Here is a 19,633-nt window from a genome sequence, read left to right on the forward strand (position 1 = left end):
GATAGAAAGCACTTATAAAAAACCATCGATAGCTGGCTAGGAGTTTATTATCTTAGCCAACGGCTTAAAACTAATGGAATTGGTATGTCAGCGAACCCACAGCTCGTAACAAGCATTCAGAGTTGTGTTCCACCTCAATGTAAGTCGCTGACCATTGCATTGAGTGGCGGTGTTGACTCCGTCGTTATGTTGCATGCTTGCCTAACCCTGCGAGCGCAAACCAAACTTCCTTTTAGCGTCAATGCTATTCATATTCATCACGGACTAAGTCCAAATGCCGATAGTTGGTTGGCATTTTGTCGGCAGCTTTGCGCGCAATTTGAAGTTTCATGGCAATGCAAAATTCTATTTCAATATCACAAAGTGAGCGTTCAGCCAGAGCCTCGGCAAAGTCTCGAAGCATTAGCTAGAAATGCGAGGTATGCAGCATTAGACAAATTAGCGCCGCCAGATTCGCTGATTTTACTGGCACAACATGAAGATGACCAAGCCGAAACAGTTTTACTGCAGCTAAAACGTGGAGCGGGGCCAAAAGGGCTGAGTGGCATGGCGTCACGTTTTACAAAAACAAGCTCAGTCGAATATGCGCGACCTTGGATAAATGCAGGTGTTTCTAAGCAAGACATCCTAACTTACGCTCAACAGCATCAGTTAACATGGGTTGAAGATGAGTCGAACCAAGACACCTCCTTTGATAGAAATTTTTTGCGCAACAATGTCATGCCAATATTAAAAGAAAAGTGGCCGCAAATTAACAAAACTATTATTAGAAGTGCATTGCTATGTGCGTCTCAAAATAAATTAATTGAAACATTGGCGAGGGAAGCGCTGAATAAAATTGAAAATGAAGAAGCGGCACTGTCACTATCAGGATTATGCCCCTTGCCAGACGCATTGCTTAGCGAAGTTATTAGGCTTTGGAGCACTCAGCAGATTGGGTTGACTGTTTCAGTAGCTCAATTAAATGAAATCCAAAAATTAAGAACGGCGAAAGTGGACCAGGTAGGTTACGTTCAAGTGAGAAATTGGCAATGCCGCAGCTTCAATCAGTATTTGTATTGGGTCGCGCTGTCAGACATTGCAGATGTCCCCTTGGTTGCGCACAGGGTCAATATTGAGTTAGACACAAAGCTTGAATATCTTAACGTCACCTATGGCGATTTGCATCGAAAAGTGCGTCTTTTTGCCAACCGACCGACTAAAACAATTAAAGCGTGGATGAAAGAGTGGAAAGTTAAGCCGTGGCGACGCATGGCAATGCCTATTGTTTGCCTCAATGAGCACATTATTGCCGTGCAATTAGGCCCTAAATTAATGTTTAGTGCGCAATTTCAAACCGAATACCAGAGCACTGACACAATATATAAACTTATTCAGAAAATGTAATACCATGGCAAAATGTTGCCCTTTGCCTGTCACTATCATTAATGTTGTTTCAATAAACCTCGAAGGTTCAATTAGGCTGCTTTAAATAGGTTTTTACCAGAGTGTTTGGCTTGATATAACGCCATATCGGCGCGCTTGAACAAGGTCTCTTGTGTATCAATATCATGAAACGTTGTTGCGCCAACACTTGTAGATACCTTATATTGTGTAAACAGAGGGTGCTCTGCAATGGTCTTTTGAATCCGCCTCGCAACGCGCTCATTGGCGGCTTGATCACTGTCCACAAGTAAACAGCAAAACTCATCTCCGCCAAATCTAAAAGCGTGATCAGATTCGCGTAATGAACGGGTCAATAAATTAGCGAATTCCACGAGTACTTCATCACCTTGCTGGTGACCATGACGGTCATTAACTTGCTTAAAATTATCTAAGTCCAGAACAAGCAAACCGAAAGTTTGCTTGGTACGCAAGCTGATACTCATTAATTTATGCAGTGAGTCATTAAAATGCGAACGGTTACATAAACCTGTCAGCATGTCTTTGGTTGCAAGCCGACGAATTCGATAGAACTCCAAAGCATGTTTTAATCCCATGGCATAGATTGCGTGTATTTCAGATAATAATTTGCGCTGACGTGGCAACAAAACTCGAGAAAATACATAGGCCAATTGGGCATGCTGTGGAGCACCGAAATGATGACCGTAGTCGAGTGAAATTTTCATACTACGAGCGTTTTTTACGACACAGCCAAAACACAGGCTTTTATCAGCGAAGCTTATTTTTATTGAGGTGCAGGGAAGCTTGACACTAAGCAACTGAAAATAAGTTTTTGCCAATTCTTCTAACTCAATAGTTTGTAGCATGCGCCTCATTATACTTGACGTTTCACTATTTGATAACATAGTGGTCATTCTCGTATGATCGTATTCAAATGCCTGAGCGAAACTAGGCTCAAGCACAGAAACATCCTTAGGTTCATTACCTTCATTTACTTCAAGGATATCCAACGTTAACTCCAAATAGATTTATCGTGATCTGTTTATCACTTATTTTATTTATGCGGCTTTATAACCAAAACTGTCGCTTTCTTGACGCTTGGATTGATCTAAAAGTCTTGTAGAACACATTTAATGCTGTTAATACTTGCTTGTGCTATCTAATTGTACCGCTAGCTGTTAATTGATAAGCAATACTTGTGCCTATTTTTTATTTTTCGAATTAGGAGAGTGTTTTGGACCAAGTTTTTATCAATATTATCGCCTTAATGGCATTGTCCGTTTTCTTGGTGTGGTGTTTTAAACGTGTTGGCTTACCTGCAATTCTTGCCTATCTGCTGGTGGGCGTGATGGCGGGCCCTGAAGTGCTGTCTCTTTATTCCGACCCAGATCAAATGCATTTTTTAGCCGAAGTTGGTATCGTATTCCTGCTATTTTCATTGGGGCTTGAGTTTTCACTGCCCAAGTTAATTGCCATGCGTAATTTGGTGTTTGGTGTTGGCGCGGGGCAAATGCTATTAACCACAGCGTTGTTTGCCGGTATCGCCTTATTACTAGATCAATCGATCAGTACTTCAATTATTATTGGCGGTATGGTTGCGCTGTCGTCTACTGCCATCGTAATAAAACAAATTGATGATGCCGGTCGCCTTAATACACCGCGCTCACAAATGGCCGTGAGCATATTGCTGTTTCAAGACCTAGCTGTTGTGCCGTTTCTTATTGCAATACCGCTATTGGCCCCCGGCTCCGAGCAGAGTGTAGGCTTTGCATTGCTTATGGCATTGCTTAAAGGCGTTGTTGTTGTGGTGTTACTACTTTCTGTTGGGCGCTGGTTGCTGCCTCGAATTTTTAACGAAGTTGCGCGTACGAGAACTGACGAGCTATTTGTGCTAACAACCATTCTTGTTGCATTGTTAGCAGCGTGGATTACTTACGCTTTTGGTTTATCCATGGCGCTAGGTGCTTTTTTAGCCGGCATGATGTTAAGTGAATCTCAATATCGACATCAGTTAGAGGCTGACATTCGCCCATTTCGGGATATCTTAATGGGATTGTTTTTCATCACTGTGGGCATGAAACTGGAGCTCAATGTGTTGTTCTTTGAGTTTCATTGGGTGATGTTAGGCTTGATTGTCATGGTGGTATTAAAAACCTTAGTGGTGGGCATCAGTGCGATTATTTTTAAGCAAAATAGGCAGGACGCTTGGGCCGCTGGCATGAAGCTAGCGCAATTGGGTGAGTTTAGTTTTGTTATCGCAGCGTTGGCTGTGCAGAATCAGGTGATAAGCTCACAACAATCGTCAATGATAATAAGCATAGGCTTGTTGAGCATGGTGATCACGCCTTGGCTTATTAATGTCAGTGGTAAGTTTGCGCAATGGATAGCGCCAAACAAAAAGATTGAAGCAATAATAACCCAACCTAACCAAAGTGAGGCTAAAGATTTACGTAACCACGTACTTATTTTAGGCTTTGGTCGAGTAGGGCAATCCGTCGCGCGCATGCTCAAGTTAGAGGGGATTAAGTACGTAGCAATCGACTACGATCCTATTCGAGTGTATGAAAGTCGATCGGCGGGTCAGAATGTGATGTTTGGTGACGTATCACAACGCGACTTGCTAAAATCAGCCGGTATTGAAAATGCACAATTAGCACTCATTACTTTTGACCAACACGATAGAGCGCTCAAAGTAGTTAATGTTATTACTGCCTTAAAACCGGGTATGACCGTTGTTGTGCGCACCAGAAAAGATTTTCAGCCTGACGATTTCTATTCGGCAGGAGCTTCACAAGTGGTACCTGAAATACAAGAAGGCAGTTTGATGTTGGTTTCCCAAGTTCTACATTATGCTGGCGTACCGATGTCGCGCATATTGAAGCGTGTGCGCAATGAGCGCAAGAAAGGTTACCAACATATGCATGGCTTTTATCCGGGCGAAACAACTGAAATTAGCTACGGTACAAAAGACAAACTTGAATTTATGCATGCCGTTGTTTTAAGTGAAGGTGCTTTTGCGGTTAACAAAACAATTAACGAACTGGATATTGAGCGCCGCCGAGTAAAAGTCACGGGACTAAGGCGCAATAATATAGAAATAGAAGAACCTGATCCCGATACGCTTATCCTTGCTAACGATGTATTAGTTATTTCTGGCAAGCCCAGAAGAGTAGAACGGATAGAGAACTTTTTACTTTACGGAAATTAATCCAATAAAATAAATCAAATGCAGTAAAATACAGTCAATAAATAATTTTTAGGATAGTCGAATTGGCCGTTCATTGGTTCCCAGGGCACATGCACAAAGCCCTAAAAGAAATAAAAGAAGCACTTAGTCAGGTTGATATTCTGATTGAAGTACTTGATGCGCGCATTCCGTATTCAAGTGAAAACCCCGAAATAGCAAAGATTAGGGGTGATAAACCGTGTCTGAAAATTCTAAATAAAGCAGATTTAGCCGACCCAGAAATGACGGCTAAATGGCAAGCACATTTGGAGGCAGAACGGGGTGTTAAAACCTTCACGACATCCACTGATGACACCGCAAAAACGAAACAAATCATCGAGCTTATTCGTAAAACTTGCGCGCAAAAAGACGCATCGGTAAAAACCATCAACGCGATGATTATGGGGATCCCCAATGTTGGTAAGTCGACCTTAATCAACATTCTAGCCGATCGAGTTATTGCAAAAACAGGCAATGAACCCGCAGTCACTAAAAATCAACAACGTATTAATTTAGGTAGCGGTATCGTTTTGTTCGATACCCCAGGCGTGTTGTGGCCAAAACTTGAAAACCCTAACACAGGCTACCGATTAGCGGCCTCGGGGGCAGTCAAAGATACCGCAATGGAATATGATGATGTGGGCTTTTATGCGGCGGATTATTTAATTAAAGCTTATCCTGAAATGATGAAAGAACGCTTTAAAATTGATCAATTACCTGATACCGAGATAGAATTTTTAGAGCTTGCTGCAGCGAAGCGTGGAGCATTAAGGGCTGGTGGACGGGTTAACTTACATAAAATCTGTGAAGTGTTAATCAATGAATTACGCTCAGGAAAATTAGGTCGGATAACACTTGAAACGCCCGATATGCTGATTGAAGAAAAGAAAGAAATGGCCGAAGTCGCGGCGAAAAAGATAAGTGATAAAGATAAGCGTAAACAGAAGTTCAAAGATGGCTCGTTAACGCCAGATAAAAAAGATAGAAAAGAAAAGCGTGAAGAAAAAAGAGCAGAGCAAAGTGCGCGAATGAAGAAGCGCACATAGCTATAGACTCGCTTAGGCGCTTTGCTCCTCTTGGTTTGTTGTAGTGTTAACTCAAAGTATGCGCCAGCACATATCCTAGCGCGCCTGTTATAGCCGCAACTTGTGCTTTAATGCAGACATCGGGTGTGGCATTCGGGCTGTCCGGATAGACTTCAGTTGTGCTGACATAGATAGCGTCCGTAAAACCACCGCATAAGAAAAGTAGCTTTTTATCGTAGTTTATGACGCCCAATTGAAGCATGTTAGAACCAATTAACTTGCCACTATTGTCAGCTTCAGCTATATGTGTGACTTGTTTAACGGCATTAATAATCGCGGTTTGAAAATCATTTTGTGGACGAGCACTGTCACCAACCGTGTAAAAACCATCTGGAATTTCCCATAGGTCTTGTTCAATGGCGTCTCTTGCCGACAATGCAGGACGAAACTCTGAGTTATCGGTGTCGGTTGTTTCATGCAAATCAATATGCATAATGATGTTTAGGCCCAACTCATCTGCGCACTTCATGGCTAAATTAGCTTCGTCGGTGGGACCCTCGTTGTAAAATGACCTGTTTGGATCAATAGTATACGGATTCCAGCGATTGATAGTTTCGTAGCCCCAGGGGCTAATGCAAGGTAAGACCAATATATTAGCTTTACCCAAATACTTCTGAGCGTGCTTCTCAATAAAATCTAAAGCACCATGCACGCCGCTTGTTTCATAACCATGCACGCCACCGGAAACTAGAATAGTGTCCAGATCCTTATCGAATGTACCTACTTTTACGCAATATAAAGGGTAGTCAGAGAAGCCCAAATCTGCGTAAGCTAACACACCATATTGCTGAACCTCATACGTCGTATTATCCAACGCTGCTAACCTTTGTTCAACGTCATCAAAGTAGCTTCGTTTTTTACTTTGTGCTGCTAGCCATTGTCGCTTTTGCGCTGCATTCCAGGGTTGACCCGGAATACCAATTGAATATTCTTCATATTGAGTAGTCATGTATGTTGTCGGTTCCTATTTTAGATCTGCAAATTGTTGGTTCAAAGAATACTTTTCATCGGTAACAATACGCTCGAGTGTTTCAATTCTCTCATTCATTTGGTGAATTTGCACTTGCAAATCGTCACGCTCTTGTTTGCTAAATTTTTTAGATTCTGTCACTTTTTTATTTGATAGTGTGGATATGATGCTGGTTATGCCGCCCACAATAATCGCTACAATAATAATCGCCGTTAAATTCATGCTGATTCTCCTGTTTTTATATTATTAGATAAGCAAAGTCATTGTCCGTTTCATTTGTAATTGTTAATAACGGGTCCAACGATTACCACTGACACAAAATGTCTATTTGTTCTGAATGCCTATATTAGTAATAATAGATATTTTATCCCGACTAATAAAGTCCTACGTGTTTAAAATAGGTCGGTTTGTGCCATAGTGCAAAATGCCGTCACCCTTACTGAAGAAATTTCTTACCTCGGTATAGGTATTTATATGTCTCTACTTAATATTCAGTAACAGCTTTTGCAAAAGCTTTGCCAATAATAATATATAATAAAATCAGTGTATTACGTTTTTACCGGTGAAGCACTTAACTTTATATTGGTTAATCAGCTAATAATAGGTGAATTTGACCAGTGTTTTTACGTAAATGCTTACCGTAAATGCCTACCGTAAATGTGTTTCATTATTGACTATTATTCTCAAAGTGACACAGGTATAACAGCTTAGTATGATGTCGGTATGCTAAGTCCAAATTTATGTACCTCCAATTCACGTTTAACCAAGCGAAGTTTGAATGATAAATAATAATAAAGAGCAGGCGTCACAGAGCTCATCAAGCCAAAGCCTTAAAAAGTTGAATCAACAGCAAAAAAGCAGTGTTGAAGTCAGACATTTCTCTGACAACGGTGAAAACGAAGTTGATGCCGCATTCATGCGCCAAGCACTGTTATTAGCACAAAAAGCACAGGCGATTGGCGAAGTGCCTGTGGGCGCGGTTATTGTGGTGGACTCAATGATCGTTGGGCAGGGCTATAATCAGTCAATAGCGTTGCATGATCCGTCAGCGCATGCCGAAATGCTGGCATTAAGAGAAGCAGCAAAAAACCTAGAAAACTACAGAGTCCTCGATGCCACGCTCTACGTTACGCTTGAACCCTGTCCTATGTGCGCGGGCGCATTGGTTCACGGGCGCGTAAAAAGAATTGTATTTGGTGCTTATGATCAAAAAACCGGTGCTGCAGGAACTACCATGAACCTCGTTCAACATGATTTGCTGAATCACAAAATCGAAGTTACTGGAGGGTGTTTACAAGAAGAATGTAGCGCGCAAATTTCAGCATTCTTTAGACAAAGGAGGAGGCAGAAGAAAGGCTAGATTAGCAGTCATCACTCCATTCTTCTGTGAGTCCAACGATTGCAAAGTGTTTGCGACGTGCCATCACTTTTTGATGGTTTTTCTTAAGCATTGTTCTACGTTGATTACTTGCTCTCAACGAACGAGAAGCGGTAAAGGTTTTATTTCTTTTCATGTATCTCTCTTATTTCTTTAGCGTTTATTTACTTGCAACAAACGCTCTTCAAATTAATCACTAATCACTCATTACTTTTACTGCTTAGTTCATTATTTTGTGAATTCGATGTTGCTCAATATTAGATGATAATATGGCGCATTAGTTCAATGTAACGGCTGTTATCGTGTTTTATCTCACATTACAGTAAATATAAATACAATCAAGCCGTTAGGAAATCTTTCCGGTCGCTGTTGTCAATTATTCTGTGGCGTCTTTTAGAATAACTTTTGCTGCTGGATCATAGGCATCGCTTTCATAAACGCCCTCATAAACGCCTTCATCAGCGTCTGCTGGGAGTTCGTCAATTGAGGGCAGTTCCGTTTGGTCTTCTAACCAAATTAAGGTGTCATAATAGCGGCGAATGTTGTCTACATAATAGACTGCTTCGTCTCCACGCGCATATCCATAACGTGTGGTTCTGTAGAATTTTTTTTGTCTAAGCAGTGGCAAGTGTTTTTTCACATCCACCCATAAGTCTGGGTTGTAGCCTTGGCTTTGGGTTATTACTCGAGCATCTTCCAAATGCCCTAAGCCAACATTGTAGGCGGCCAGTGACATCCATATTCTATCAGGTGACTGGATCCGTGCCGGTATTCTACGCAATAAGCTACTAAAATACCGCGCACCGCCACTGATACTTTGTTCAGCATCAATACGTGATGTAACTTTCATGTCCGAGGCTGTGCCTAGCGTTAGCATCATCATACCGCGCACACCGGTAGGTGATTTAGCTTTTGGCTTCCAATGACTTTCTTGGTAGCTCATGGCAGCAATTAAGCGCCAATCGTTGTCACCAGCATAGGCTTCAAATAATTCTCTAAATGTCGGTAGGGTTTTTTCAACAGCCCGCATAAATGCGCGAGTATCAACATAATCAAATGATTGAACGTGACCAAAGTATTTATCTTCCAGTGCACTAAAAATACCATTGGATTGAATAGTACCGAAATATTCAATTAACGCAGCTCGCAATGAATCATCCGTGTCTTTATTCAGTAGCCACCCAATTTGCAAGGTGTCGGTTACAGAAAAACCGATCCCGAGGTTTGGATAGCGTCTGCGGGCAACAGCTAAAATATTGGAGTCAGAAATGGTATAGTCCAATTCGTCGTTGGAAACCATTTCTAATAATTCTTCAATATCTTTTTCGTCAGTTTCTGTCCAAAACATACTCTCATTTTCAGCAATTAATGACTCCAGAGGCTCTCGATATAAATCATTTGCGACGATAGTGAGATTGCCCTCTAACTGCTCGATATCTCGTGGACGATCCTCACCTTTTTTGTATACCAACTCAAAATTGACTGATTGATAAGCCGGGCCAAATCGATATTTTGATTTGCGTTGTTCTGTCATCGTTATATTAGCAGCAATTAAATCTACTTGATGATTGTCCAATTGGGGTAGTAATTCTCGGTAAGAATAGTAAGGGTAAACTTCTAGCTTTACACCGAGGAAGTCAGCAAAGCCTTTTGCTAACTCAAACTCAAAGCCTTCTGGCGATGTTGGACCATTATAGTAGGTTGTTCTGCCATAAACCGAGCCTACTTTTAAGACACCAGACTCCAAAATAGAGGTTAGAGAGGACGATGGCGGTGGTTGAGAACAGCTACTTAACGCTAAAAAAACACAAATAGAACTTATACCCGCAATTATGTTATTGAATTGCTTGGTTATTTTTTGTTCAGATAATGGTTTGTAACCAACACCCATTATTGTTGATATTCGCGTTTGTAATTTCATAGTTCCCATTGTGACTAAATTTACGCAAAGCATCCAGTAAGTTATTACAAAAAAAGTAAAATTCTACAGACATCATGACTTATCAATCACTTACTTTTGCTCTATAATCTTGCGCCAACTGCTGACCTTAGTCTCTGCTCGCAAAAAATCTGAAATGCGACCTCAAATTGGTACTCAAACTATGTTAATTCTTCGCGGTTCGTCTGCTCTTTCTACATTCAAACAAGATAAATTACTGGCGCAATTCTCCGCTCTTGGAATAGGCGTCTCGAGTGTTCAAGCTCAATTTGTTCATTTTGTTGACGTACAAAGTGAGTTGAATGAAGCCGATATGTGTGTGCTTTCGCAGCTACTTACCTACGGCCCGACTAGTGAGAATATTGATGCTTCAGGTTATTTTGTATTAGTTACGCCCCGGCCCGGAACTATTTCACCCTGGGCATCAAAGGCAACAGACATTGCTAAAAATTCAGGTTTGACACAGATACATAGAATAGAGCGTGGCATTGCTTATTACATCGTATTTGACCACAAAACAGCTGATCCTACCGCATCTGATTTAACTGCCATCGCAGCTCCGCTGCATGATCGGATGACTCAGGCTGTATTTACGCAACTTGAAGATGCACAACAATTGTTTGTACAAGCTGAAGCCAAACCATTTTTGTCAGTACCTATCCTTGAAGAGGGTAAGATCGCACTTGAGCAAGCCAATAAGAAATTAGGACTCGCCTTAGCTGATGACGAAGTTGATTACCTTTTCGATAGCTTTACAAAGCTAGGTCGTAATCCGAATGACATCGAACTGTATATGTTTGCGCAAGCTAACAGTGAACATTGCCGGCATAAAATATTTAATGCCGATTGGACAATTGACGGAGCGGTTCAGCCTAAATCATTGTTCAAAATGATTAAGAACACGTTTGAAGTATCCAGTGACTATGTGCACAGCGCTTATAAAGATAATGCGGCTGTGATGGAAGGTTGGAAAGCGGGACGTTTTTATCCCGATGCAAAAACCCAAGCCTACGATTATCATCATCAAGCTATTGATATTTTAATGAAGGTCGAAACGCATAACCATCCAACGGCAATATCCCCGTTTGCTGGCGCAGCGACCGGCTCAGGCGGCGAGATCCGAGATGAAGGTGCTACTGGACGAGGTTCTAAACCAAAAGCGGGTTTAGTTGGCTTCACCGTATCTAACCTTAATATTCCAACACTCCCGCAACCTTGGGAAGTGGCCTACGGCAAGCCTGCACGTATTGTCACGGCGCTTGATATAATGCTCGAAGGACCCTTAGGTGGCGCGGCATTTAATAATGAATTCGGTCGCCCTAATATATTAGGTTACTTTAGAACATTCGAACAAAAAGTCGATAGTTTTAATGGTGAAGAAGTACGTGGTTATCACAAACCTATTATGTTGGCTGGTGGACTAGGCAACATTAAGAAAGACCATATTCAAAAAGCTGAAATTACAGTGGGTGCCAAGTTAATTGCATTGGGCGGACCGGCAATGAATATTGGCCTTGGAGGTGGTGCTGCTTCTTCAGTTGCTTCTGGTGAAAGTAATGCGGATCTTGATTTTGCATCTGTACAGCGCGAAAACCCAGAAATGGAGAGACGTTGCCAAGAAGTTATCGACAAATGTTGGCAATTAGGTGATGACAATCCTATCCAGTTTATTCACGATGTGGGTGCAGGCGGTTTATCTAATGCTTTCCCTGAACTGGTCAATGACGCCGAACGTGGCGGTGTATTTGAACTTCGCAATGTACCAAACGACGAGCCAGGCATGTCACCACTGGAAATTTGGTGTAATGAATCGCAAGAACGTTATGTGATGTCTGTCGCACCTGAAAATCTGGCTGTGTTTGCAGCAATTTGTGAGCGCGAAAGAGCACCTTTTGCGGTTGTAGGTGAAGCAACGCGTGAACAACAACTAACCTTAACTGACAAAAAGTTTGCTAACAAACCGATTGATATGCCCTTGGATGTATTGCTCGGTAAGCCACCTAAAATGAGTAAAGATGTGGTTTCTACAACCGCTAAAGGCGATGTGTTTGAGACCATTACAATTGATATTGAAGACGCGATAAAACGCGTTTTACAGTTGCCAACGGTGGCCGACAAGACATTCCTTATTACCATTGGTGATCGCTCCGTTACCGGCATGGTGGCGCGCGATCAAATGGTAGGCCCTTGGCAAGTGCCGGTTTCAGATGTGGCAATAACCACCTCTGCATTTGATACCTACCACGGCGAAGCGATGTCAATTGGCGAACGTACGCCCGTCGCATTGTTAAATCATGCTGCGTCGGCACGTTTAGCAGTAGCTGAATCATTAACCAATATTGCAGGTACAAATATTGGTGACATCAAGCGCATTAAATTGTCTGCAAACTGGATGTCGGCGTCTAATCACCCCGGTGAAGATGCTGGGTTATATGCGGCGGTCAAAGCGATCGGTGAAGAGTTGTGCCCTGAACTTGGCTTAACCATCCCGGTCGGAAAAGATTCAATGTCGATGAAAACGGCATGGCAAGAAAATGGCGAGGATAAAGCCGTTACGTCGCCATTATCTTTAGTAATTACCGCGTTCGGTGCAGTCAAAGACGTGCGTAAAACGATTACCCCACAGTTGCGTCATATGGATGGCGGCAGTTTGATGTTAATCGATTTAGGTAATAAACAAAATCGAATGGGTGGTTCATGTCTGGCTCAGGTTTATGGGAAATTAGGTCAAACGACGCCTGATGTTGATTCTGCTAAGCAATTAAAATCGTTTTACTTATTGATGCAAGAGCTTATCGAGAAAGCGCTAATTAGTGCTTACCATGATCGTTCTGATGGCGGTTTATTTGTGACTGTTAATGAGATGGCTTTTGCGGGCAAAGCGGGCGTAGATGTCGATATTACCGGTTTAGGAAACGATGCAGCATCGATTTTATTCAACGAAGAATTGGGCGCCGTCATCCAAGTAAGCGACAGTGCTAAAGAGGCTGTATTAGCATTAGCTAAAAAGCACGAACTAAACGAATTAATGCACACTATCGGCACCGTGTCTGAAAGAGATGAAATTTGCTTCTCGAGCGAGGGCAAATGCATTACAAAAAATACACGCACTTATTATCGTCAGCTATGGTCAAGTACTACCTTTGCTATGCAAACGCTGCGCGATAATCCAGCTTGTGCTAAACAAGAACACGATGCCAAAAGCGATACACAAAACCCAGGCTTACACAGTTCACTCACGTTTGATATCAATAAGGACATTACCGCTCCTTTTATCAATGTAGGAGCAAAACCAGAAGTCGCTATTTTACGTGAACAAGGTGTCAACTCGCATGTTGAAATGGCGGCCGCGTTTCACCGTGCCGGCTTTACACCAATTGACGTACACATGAGTGATATGTTGGCGGGACGCAGCCTTGAGAATTTTGCAGGCTTGGTTGCCTGTGGCGGTTTTAGTTATGGTGACGTATTGGGAGCAGGAGAAGGTTGGGCCAAATCAATTTTTTTTAATGAGCAGGTCAAGGCTACCTTCAAAGCATTTTTTGAACGTAACAGCAGCTTCTCGTTAGGCGTATGTAACGGCTGTCAGATGTTATCCAATTTGAAGTCGTTAATACCCGGTGCGCAGCATTGGCCGCATTTTGTGACCAATGAATCTGAACGCTTTGAAGCACGAGTAGCGATGGTTGAAGTGGCTGACTCGCCTTCGGTATTACTGGCAGGTATGCAAGGTTCTCGCATGCCTATTGCCGTCTCTCATGGCGAAGGGCGTGCTGAGTTTACTTTGGATAAGCAAATATCCGCGTTGAAAAACGAAAATCAGATTGCGTTGCGCTATGTCGATAATTACGGCCTTGTGACAAATGACTATCCTGCAAATCCGAATGGGTCAGAGCAAGGCATAACCGGTCTAACATCACTAGATGGTCGCAGCACCATTATGATGCCCCACCCAGAGCGTGTATTTAGAACTGTTAGCAATTCATGGCATCCTGAGGAATGGAAAGAAGATGGTCCTTGGATGCGTATGTTCAGAAACGCGCGCGTGTTTGTGGGTTAGCCACCAGACTGTTTCAATGCGGTGTGAAAAGCAATGACCATGTCAATTTTGCGCAGCCATTGATTGACATAGCTCTTTAAAAACGCCGGGATGGGCTCACTGTTTAAGCCCGTCTTGCTTGTATTCGATAAAGTCGTGAGGTTCAATCGGCTCAACCTTATCTATAGGTAAACCATTATCATCTTTTCCAACTTAAGCAATCAGTAGTCCGCGTCTCTGCGTTGGAGTTTCGGCAATTTTGCATGTTAACGCAACATATAAAAACCTCGTAGACTGCATGAGACTAATATCTTTATTGCGAAGGCAGACTGTTTGGTTTCTGGGCAAGGGAACATTATATTAGTAGGTTTGTCAGGATTATTTACAACGATTAACGAGTAATGATATGAAACTTTGCAGGTTACACTCAAAAATACGCATATAAACCATAATTACATGAATATCTGTTAGATAATAAAATGCCAATTGCCGCATTTTGCATTTCAATTTGTAAAGATATTGTTCTTGCCTTTTAATCTTGAGCTTCTCTGCAGCACGCAGCTTTTTAAACGCAAAATGGGAGTGAGAATTAAGTAAAGCGCTAAGTATTGCCCATCGCTGCATGGCAATCCTCAATGAGATGAGACCTATTTGTTTCAAAAAGTAATTTAAGACAATTATTTTCTCTTTAATTTACATGCAAAAAGGCTGCATTATAATTGCATATCACTAATTTTGATAAAACTTTTATAAGTGTCAGTTATTTTTACACATATATTTTATATGAAGGATTAATTAATTTATCTTCATGAAAACATTAGTTTTTTTGATTTTGGTTCGAATCTTGCTTAATAGGTATTGTATACTTTAGTGTATATTTCTTAAAATGTTAGTAGATATAATTAAAAAGGAAGATGTAATGAATTTGATTAAAGGATGTTTTATCGGGTTTAGCCTGTTAGTGGGCGCCTCTGCGAATGCAGCTATTATTAATTTTGAGTTTGGTAATGGTAATATCGGGAATGTTTTAAGCGACCTCCGGACATTCTCCTCTGGTGGTTACACCTTGACCGTTAAAGCGTTTCAACGTAATGATCCTGATAGTCGAGTTCGGGCGACTGTAGAGCAATGGAAATCAGGCCTCGGCGTAGACAGTGATGCCGATGGTCAAAACTTTCGTGTGGATAATGAGGTTGGTCTTCTGGAGCAACTAGAATTTACGTTAAGCAGTGCAGGAGATCCTGGTGCTAAATTTACGTTCGTAGAAATATTCTTTGGAGGTCAATATAGTTCACAGCTTAAGGCAGGTGATACTGCTCAAGTAAGATTTGGTTACCCTCACCCAGCAGTCTTTATTAGTGGCCCAACAAATTCACATAAGATGTCTTTAGTAGGTTCTTCTAACCGTATTACTGTTCAATCAGGTAATAACTCGGTAGACACCGGTTTTCGCGTTCAAGGGCTTGCAATAGATGTTCCTGAGCCGACTTCACTTGCTATATTAGGATTGGGTTTGTTAGGCCTAGGCGCACGTAGATTCATTAAGTAGGCATTGGTAACTGCAGGCTTTTAGATGAAAAACGGACGAATAAAAATCTCACGCGAGTGAAATAGTTTTTTATTAGTGAATTATGATGTCATGCAAAAGCATTTACTTTTTAGGTAAATGCTTTTTTTATGGATGAACTTTCTTCATAACCGGTTTAACATTACTAGATGGTCGCAGCATTATTACGATGCCTCATCCAGAACCTGTATTCAGAACTGTTAGTAACTCACCGCCCATTGAGGAATGGAAAGAAGATGGTCCTTGGATGCGTATGTTCAGAAACGCGCGCGTGTTTGTGGGTTAGCCGACGCGCCGGTTTCTTTCGCGATTGATTAACTTTTGATCTGGGTGTTTTTTTATCAAAACATACACCGACGTCAGGCCACCGTGCTGTTTTAGTGCTGTGTGAAAAGCAATAACCATATCAATTTGGCGCAGCCATTGATTAACGTAGCTCTTTAAAAACGCCGGGAAGGGTTTACTGTTTAAGCCCATCCCGTGTTGTACTAATAAGGTTCGAATACCTTGCTCATGACAGTCTTTTATTGTTTTATATAAGCCTAAGCGCGCGTCATCAAATTTCATTTGCGTCATATTGAACGTCACATCGATTTGATATTTGCCTAGCCTTAAATTTTTATAAACCCCATTCTGCACGCCATCTTGCTTGTATTCAATGAAGTCGTAGGGGTCAATAGGCTCAACTTTATCAATAGTCAATCCATTGTCATCCTTTTCAACTTCAGCAATCAGGGCTTCGCGCTTAAGTCTCTGTGCTAGCGTTTCGGTGGTTTTGTTGGTTAATGCAACTTTATCAGTTTGAGATAACGGCTTAACGTCACTCATCTCTGCAAAAAACGAAAGGTCGTTGGGAACAGAATGCGACATATAAAAACCTCGTTGATTGTTGTTGATGGTCTGGCGCTTATACGGTAATTGTTTGCACTTAGTCCAGTCAAACTTTTTCTAGCGGTAAATTTACGGTTTATTTAGATGCTTATTCAAAATAACCGAATATCATTGGTTATGGAAAAAGAACATCAAGGGATCTGGTTACGGCACAGCCGCACATTATATCAGTATGCTTATAGCATTACCTTCCAAATCAGCTAGCTTTAATAGTATTTTGTAGCCGCCAAGAATCATCAACTTTCCAGTTAGAAATCCATTCAGGGATATCATCAGCAGGCATCGGGCGAGCAATACCATAACCTTGTGCCAGCTCACAACCCAATTGCAATAGCGCTGCTCCATGAGCGATGGTTTCTACACCTTCGGCAATCACGTCGCGTTTGAATGCCTTAGCTAAACTAACGACACCTTCGATAATCGCTAAATCATCAGTATCTTCTAACATGTCGCGCACGAAGCTCTGGTCGATTTTAATTAAATACGCTGGTAAGCGCCTGAGATAAGTGAGTGATGAATACCCCGTGCCAAAGTCATCTAGTGCAAAGCACACGCCAAACTTATTACATGCAGCCATAGTGGCCGACACTCGGTTGATGTCACTTAACGCGGTAGTTTCGAGTATTTCCAATTCTAGGTTTTGCGGCGTCACTTCAGGATGGGCTGCAAGCAATATTGATAAGCGAGCTGCGAAGTTAGCCTGTTGTAATTGGTAGGCACTAATATTGACACTGATCGGCAGATTTACACCCATATTTTGCCACTGGCTTATTTGGCTCAATGCGGTGTCTATGACCCATTCTCCTAATTCCAGACTGATGTCGTGGCCTTCTATTGCGGGCAAGAACTCTAAGGGCGGAACTAAACCACGCTCAGGATGCTGCCAGCGGATTAAAGCTTCTACGCCGATCACTTCGCCAGTGCGCATATTAACCTTGGGTTGATAGTGCAACACAAATTCATGCCGGCCCAAGGCTACGTGAAAATCGCCTATACTTTGTTGCTGAACTTTATTCGCATTATCTTGTGCGGTATCAAACAGGTGATAACGGTTTTTACCGGCTTGCTTTGCCACATACATGGCTTGATCGGCTTGACGTATGAGTTGGCCTGCGTCTTCACCGTCTACTGGATAATGGGTGACTCCAATACTCAATGAAACTTTGATTACTCTGTCACTCAAAGTGAGAGGTTCAGCAACGGTTTTAAGTAAGCGTTTTAATATAGGTTCACTGTCCTCGATATTGTCTAGGTCAACCATGACGGCGATAAATTCATCACCGCCGATACGGGCCACAGTATCATCTTCACGTAAAGCCATTTTCATACGTTTTGACACTTCAACGAGCAGTTCATCTCCGACATGATGGCCGTGGTTATCGTTAATGGCTTTGAAGCCATCTAAGTCCATAAAGGCGACAGCTAATGACTGATTACTGCGCTGACACTTAACGATGGCTTTGTTTAAGCGATCTGTCAGTGATACACGATTAGGCAGATCAGTCAGTAAGTCATGATAGGCAATGCGCTCCAACATCTCTTCGGTTCTTTTTTGCTCAGTTATCTCCGTACGGATGCCTACATACCGGAGGGGCTTGCCCTTACTATTTAGGGTTGGAACAATAGTCGTCTTGACCCAATAGTAGCTGCCAGTCTTGCTGATATTCTTAATATCACCGCGCCATGTAAGACCGCTAGAAATAGTCTTCCACAGATCTGTGAAAAATGCATCAGGGTGTTGATCAGACTTAACTATGTTGTGATTCTTGCCGAGAAGTTCTTCACGTTCATAACCGCTGATGTCACAGAATTTATCGTTGACATAAGTGATATCGCCGGCGACATTAGCAATGCTGACAATAGCATGCTCGTCCAGTGCGTGTTTTTGGAATTTTAATTCAGCCTCAGCATTCAGTATCTCGGCCTCTCTGCGTTTGTCCTCCGTTATCTCTGTTCTGATGCCAATATACTCGTGCGGTTTGCCCATACTATTTAGGTTTGAAACAATAGTCGTCTTAACCCAATAGTTGTCGCCAGTCTTGTTGGTATTCTTAATCTCACCATGCCAAGTGCGACCGCTAGAGATGGTCTTCCACAAATCCACAAAAAAAGCATCAGAATGTTCATCAGACTTAACGATCTTGTGATTCTTGCTGAGCAGTTCTTCACGGTCATAGCCACTGATGGCACAGAATTTATCATTGACGTAGGTGATGTCGCCGGCAGCGTTAGCGATACTAACAATGACATGCTCGTCCACTGCGCGCTTCAGAAAAGCTGACTTGTCACTCATTTTTTAAGAATGGCGGATGTTTTGAATTATCGAAAACGGCATCATAATGTATCTCAACATTACACGCTTTTTCATCAAATTGACTTATCGGAGTGACATCTTTTTTCTGCTTAGACATCATGTGAAAGTAATCCTTCAATGCTGTTTGTTGCAATAGATTTAATAGTGCTGGGACACCATGTGTATATTTATGATTTGAATTTTTATTTAGGGTATTCGATTTTTTTAAATTAACCCTAATTTTATTGTACAACAAATATTAGGGTTAAGTTAGCTTTTTTTGGCGATTTCGCGGAGCGCAGATGAGGTAGTAAATATTACTAATGCTTTTCCTCCTGGTGGTAGAAATAATTATTAAAACGAAGTCGGGCGCACCCAAAACCAACTCAATACGACTATGAAGGTGAAGCTAATTTACCGGAATTGAGCGGAAAGCCTCGTCGTTCAGGGCGGGGATGGATAGCTCGGATGGATAGCTCGGATGGATAGCTCGGGTGGCGAAGCCGTCCATTTGTTTTAGTGTGGCGTTTGCTGTTGCTCGATGTACTTGCGGATCACAGCAATTGGCGCACCACCTCAGCTCCCCGCAAAGTAGCTAGGCGACCACAATGCGCCGCCCCATAGCTTCTTTTGAATGCTTGGATATTTTTTCTTCCGGATCATTAAACTCGATATCCCCTTGAGGCTGTTCACCAGTTTCGACACTGCCACTTTAGGCGGATAGTTCACTAATAGGTGAACATGATCGTCCTCGCCGTCGAACTCGATTAGTTCTGCCTCAAAATCAATACAGACACTGGCGAATATCGGACGCAGTCCGTCAAGGATCTCTTTTGTGAATACGCCGCGTCGGTATTTCGTC

16 protein-coding genes and 1 pseudogene are annotated in these 19,633 nt (G+C 42.1%); 7 read left to right on the forward strand and 10 right to left on the reverse strand.

Annotated features, from left to right (window positions below; translation table 11 throughout):
- Nucleotides 1-84 precede the first annotated feature (84 nt).
- A complete protein-coding gene (gene tilS / locus G399_RS0113805) occupies nt 85-1,386 on the forward strand; it encodes a tRNA lysidine(34) synthetase TilS (RefSeq protein ID WP_006012897.1) in 1,302 nt (433 codons plus the stop codon).
- 71 nt (nt 1,387-1,457) lie between these two features.
- Here the strand turns inward: tilS and G399_RS0113810 are convergent, their stop codons facing one another.
- Nucleotides 1,458-2,393, reverse strand: a complete 936-nt coding sequence (locus G399_RS0113810; protein WP_006012898.1) for a GGDEF domain-containing protein — start codon at nt 2,391-2,393, stop codon at nt 1,458-1,460.
- Nucleotides 2,394-2,617: 224 nt separating this feature from the next.
- Between G399_RS0113810 and G399_RS0113815 the strand changes: the two genes are divergently transcribed.
- Both G399_RS0113815 and ylqF read left to right on the forward strand, forming a co-directional pair.
- Nucleotides 2,618-4,591: a monovalent cation:proton antiporter family protein gene (locus G399_RS0113815; protein WP_006012900.1), complete on the forward strand. Its 1,974-nt coding sequence runs from the start codon at nt 2,618-2,620 to the stop codon at nt 4,589-4,591.
- A gap of 62 nt (nt 4,592-4,653) precedes the next feature.
- Nucleotides 4,654-5,655 (forward strand): ribosome biogenesis GTPase YlqF, encoded by a 1,002-nt coding sequence (ylqF, locus tag G399_RS0113820; RefSeq protein WP_006012901.1) that lies wholly within the window; start codon nt 4,654-4,656, stop codon nt 5,653-5,655.
- A gap of 46 nt (nt 5,656-5,701) precedes the next feature.
- On the opposite strand, the gene G399_RS0113825 is transcribed toward ylqF, so the two are convergent.
- Together G399_RS0113825 and G399_RS0113830 are read right to left on the reverse strand one after the other, a co-directional pair.
- Nucleotides 5,702-6,643, reverse strand: coding sequence for a M14 family metallopeptidase (locus G399_RS0113825; protein WP_006012902.1), 942 nt, complete (start codon nt 6,641-6,643; stop codon nt 5,702-5,704).
- A 15-nt stretch (nt 6,644-6,658) separates the two neighbouring features.
- Nucleotides 6,659-6,886, reverse strand: coding sequence for a hypothetical protein (locus tag G399_RS0113830; protein WP_006012904.1), 228 nt, complete (start codon nt 6,884-6,886; stop codon nt 6,659-6,661).
- Nucleotides 6,887-7,442: 556 nt separating this feature from the next.
- Here G399_RS0113830 and tadA point away from each other — a divergent pair.
- Nucleotides 7,443-8,024 (forward strand): tRNA adenosine(34) deaminase TadA, encoded by a 582-nt coding sequence (tadA, locus tag G399_RS0113835; RefSeq protein ID WP_006012908.1) that lies wholly within the window; start codon nt 7,443-7,445, stop codon nt 8,022-8,024.
- A 1-nt stretch (nt 8,025) separates the two neighbouring features.
- Here tadA and G399_RS22300 read toward each other — a convergent pair whose 3' ends face one another.
- Entirely contained in the window at nt 8,026-8,178 is a 153-nt protein-coding gene (locus G399_RS22300; protein WP_006012910.1) for a hypothetical protein, read from the reverse strand.
- A gap of 240 nt (nt 8,179-8,418) precedes the next feature.
- On the reverse strand, nt 8,419-9,963 hold the full coding sequence (gene mltF / locus G399_RS20770) for a membrane-bound lytic murein transglycosylase MltF (RefSeq protein ID WP_006012912.1): 1,545 nt from the start codon (nt 9,961-9,963) through the stop codon (nt 8,419-8,421).
- 181 nt (nt 9,964-10,144) lie between these two features.
- On the opposite strand from mltF, the gene purL reads away from it, so the two are divergent.
- Nucleotides 10,145-14,041, forward strand: coding sequence for a phosphoribosylformylglycinamidine synthase (gene purL, locus G399_RS0113850; protein WP_006012913.1), 3,897 nt, complete (start codon nt 10,145-10,147; stop codon nt 14,039-14,041).
- Here the strand turns inward: purL and G399_RS23070 are convergent.
- Nucleotides 14,038-14,196, reverse strand: coding sequence for a Smr/MutS family protein (locus G399_RS23070; protein WP_483294800.1), 159 nt, complete (start codon nt 14,194-14,196; stop codon nt 14,038-14,040). The two genes, purL and G399_RS23070, sit on opposite strands and share 4 nt — an antisense overlap.
- 743 nt (nt 14,197-14,939) lie before the next feature.
- On the opposite strand from G399_RS23070, the gene G399_RS22590 reads away from it, so the two are divergent.
- Entirely contained in the window at nt 14,940-15,569 is a 630-nt protein-coding gene (locus tag G399_RS22590; RefSeq protein ID WP_006012915.1) for a PEP-CTERM sorting domain-containing protein, read from the forward strand.
- A 145-nt stretch (nt 15,570-15,714) separates the two neighbouring features.
- Nucleotides 15,715-15,873, forward strand: a pseudogene (locus G399_RS23005) (phosphoribosylformylglycinamidine synthase subunit PurQ); the annotation flags it as partial.
- On the opposite strand, the gene smrA reads toward G399_RS23005, so the two are convergent.
- From smrA to tnpA, 4 genes are all read right to left on the reverse strand, one after another.
- Entirely contained in the window at nt 15,870-16,457 is a 588-nt protein-coding gene (gene smrA, locus G399_RS0113870) for a DNA endonuclease SmrA (protein ID WP_006012919.1), read from the reverse strand. The pseudogene G399_RS23005 and the gene smrA overlap by 4 nt on opposite strands.
- A gap of 217 nt (nt 16,458-16,674) precedes the next feature.
- A complete protein-coding gene (locus tag G399_RS20775) occupies nt 16,675-18,771 on the reverse strand; it encodes a sensor domain-containing protein (RefSeq protein WP_006012921.1) in 2,097 nt (698 codons plus the stop codon).
- On the reverse strand, nt 18,764-18,892 hold the full coding sequence (locus tag G399_RS22785; protein WP_006012923.1) for a hypothetical protein: 129 nt from the start codon (nt 18,890-18,892) through the stop codon (nt 18,764-18,766). Before G399_RS22785 ends, G399_RS20775 begins: the two co-directional genes overlap by 8 nt.
- A 455-nt stretch (nt 18,893-19,347) precedes the next feature.
- On the reverse strand, nt 19,348-19,633 hold a 286-nt coding region (gene tnpA / locus G399_RS20780), incomplete at its 5' end, for an IS200/IS605 family transposase (protein WP_051288561.1).

The sequence above is a fragment of the Brumicola pallidula DSM 14239 = ACAM 615 genome (genome assembly GCF_000428905.1).
Lineage (GTDB): Bacteria > Pseudomonadota > Gammaproteobacteria > Enterobacterales > Alteromonadaceae > Glaciecola > Glaciecola pallidula.

What these genes read in the sequence shown, in the direction of transcription:
- G399_RS22300 (WP_006012910.1), bottom strand. Translation starts at nt 8,178, where the DNA reads ATGAAAAGAAATAAAACCTTTACCGCTTCTCGTTCGTTGAGAGCAAGT.
- tadA (WP_006012908.1), top strand. Translation starts at nt 7,443, where the DNA reads ATGATAAATAATAATAAAGAGCAGGCGTCACAGAGCTCATCAAGCCAA.
- smrA (WP_006012919.1), bottom strand. Translation starts at nt 16,457, where the DNA reads ATGTCGCATTCTGTTCCCAACGACCTTTCGTTTTTTGCAGAGATGAGT.
- G399_RS22785 (WP_006012923.1), bottom strand. Translation starts at nt 18,892, where the DNA reads ATGATGTCTAAGCAGAAAAAAGATGTCACTCCGATAAGTCAATTTGAT.
- G399_RS0113825 (WP_006012902.1), bottom strand. Translation starts at nt 6,643, where the DNA reads ATGACTACTCAATATGAAGAATATTCAATTGGTATTCCGGGTCAACCC.
- G399_RS20775 (WP_006012921.1), bottom strand. Translation starts at nt 18,771, where the DNA reads ATGAGTGACAAGTCAGCTTTTCTGAAGCGCGCAGTGGACGAGCATGTC.
- G399_RS22590 (WP_006012915.1), top strand. Translation starts at nt 14,940, where the DNA reads ATGAATTTGATTAAAGGATGTTTTATCGGGTTTAGCCTGTTAGTGGGC.
- mltF (WP_006012912.1), bottom strand. Translation starts at nt 9,963, where the DNA reads ATGAAATTACAAACGCGAATATCAACAATAATGGGTGTTGGTTACAAA.
- G399_RS0113830 (WP_006012904.1), bottom strand. Translation starts at nt 6,886, where the DNA reads ATGAATTTAACGGCGATTATTATTGTAGCGATTATTGTGGGCGGCATA.
- tilS (WP_006012897.1), top strand. Translation starts at nt 85, where the DNA reads ATGTCAGCGAACCCACAGCTCGTAACAAGCATTCAGAGTTGTGTTCCA.
- purL (WP_006012913.1), top strand. Translation starts at nt 10,145, where the DNA reads ATGTTAATTCTTCGCGGTTCGTCTGCTCTTTCTACATTCAAACAAGAT.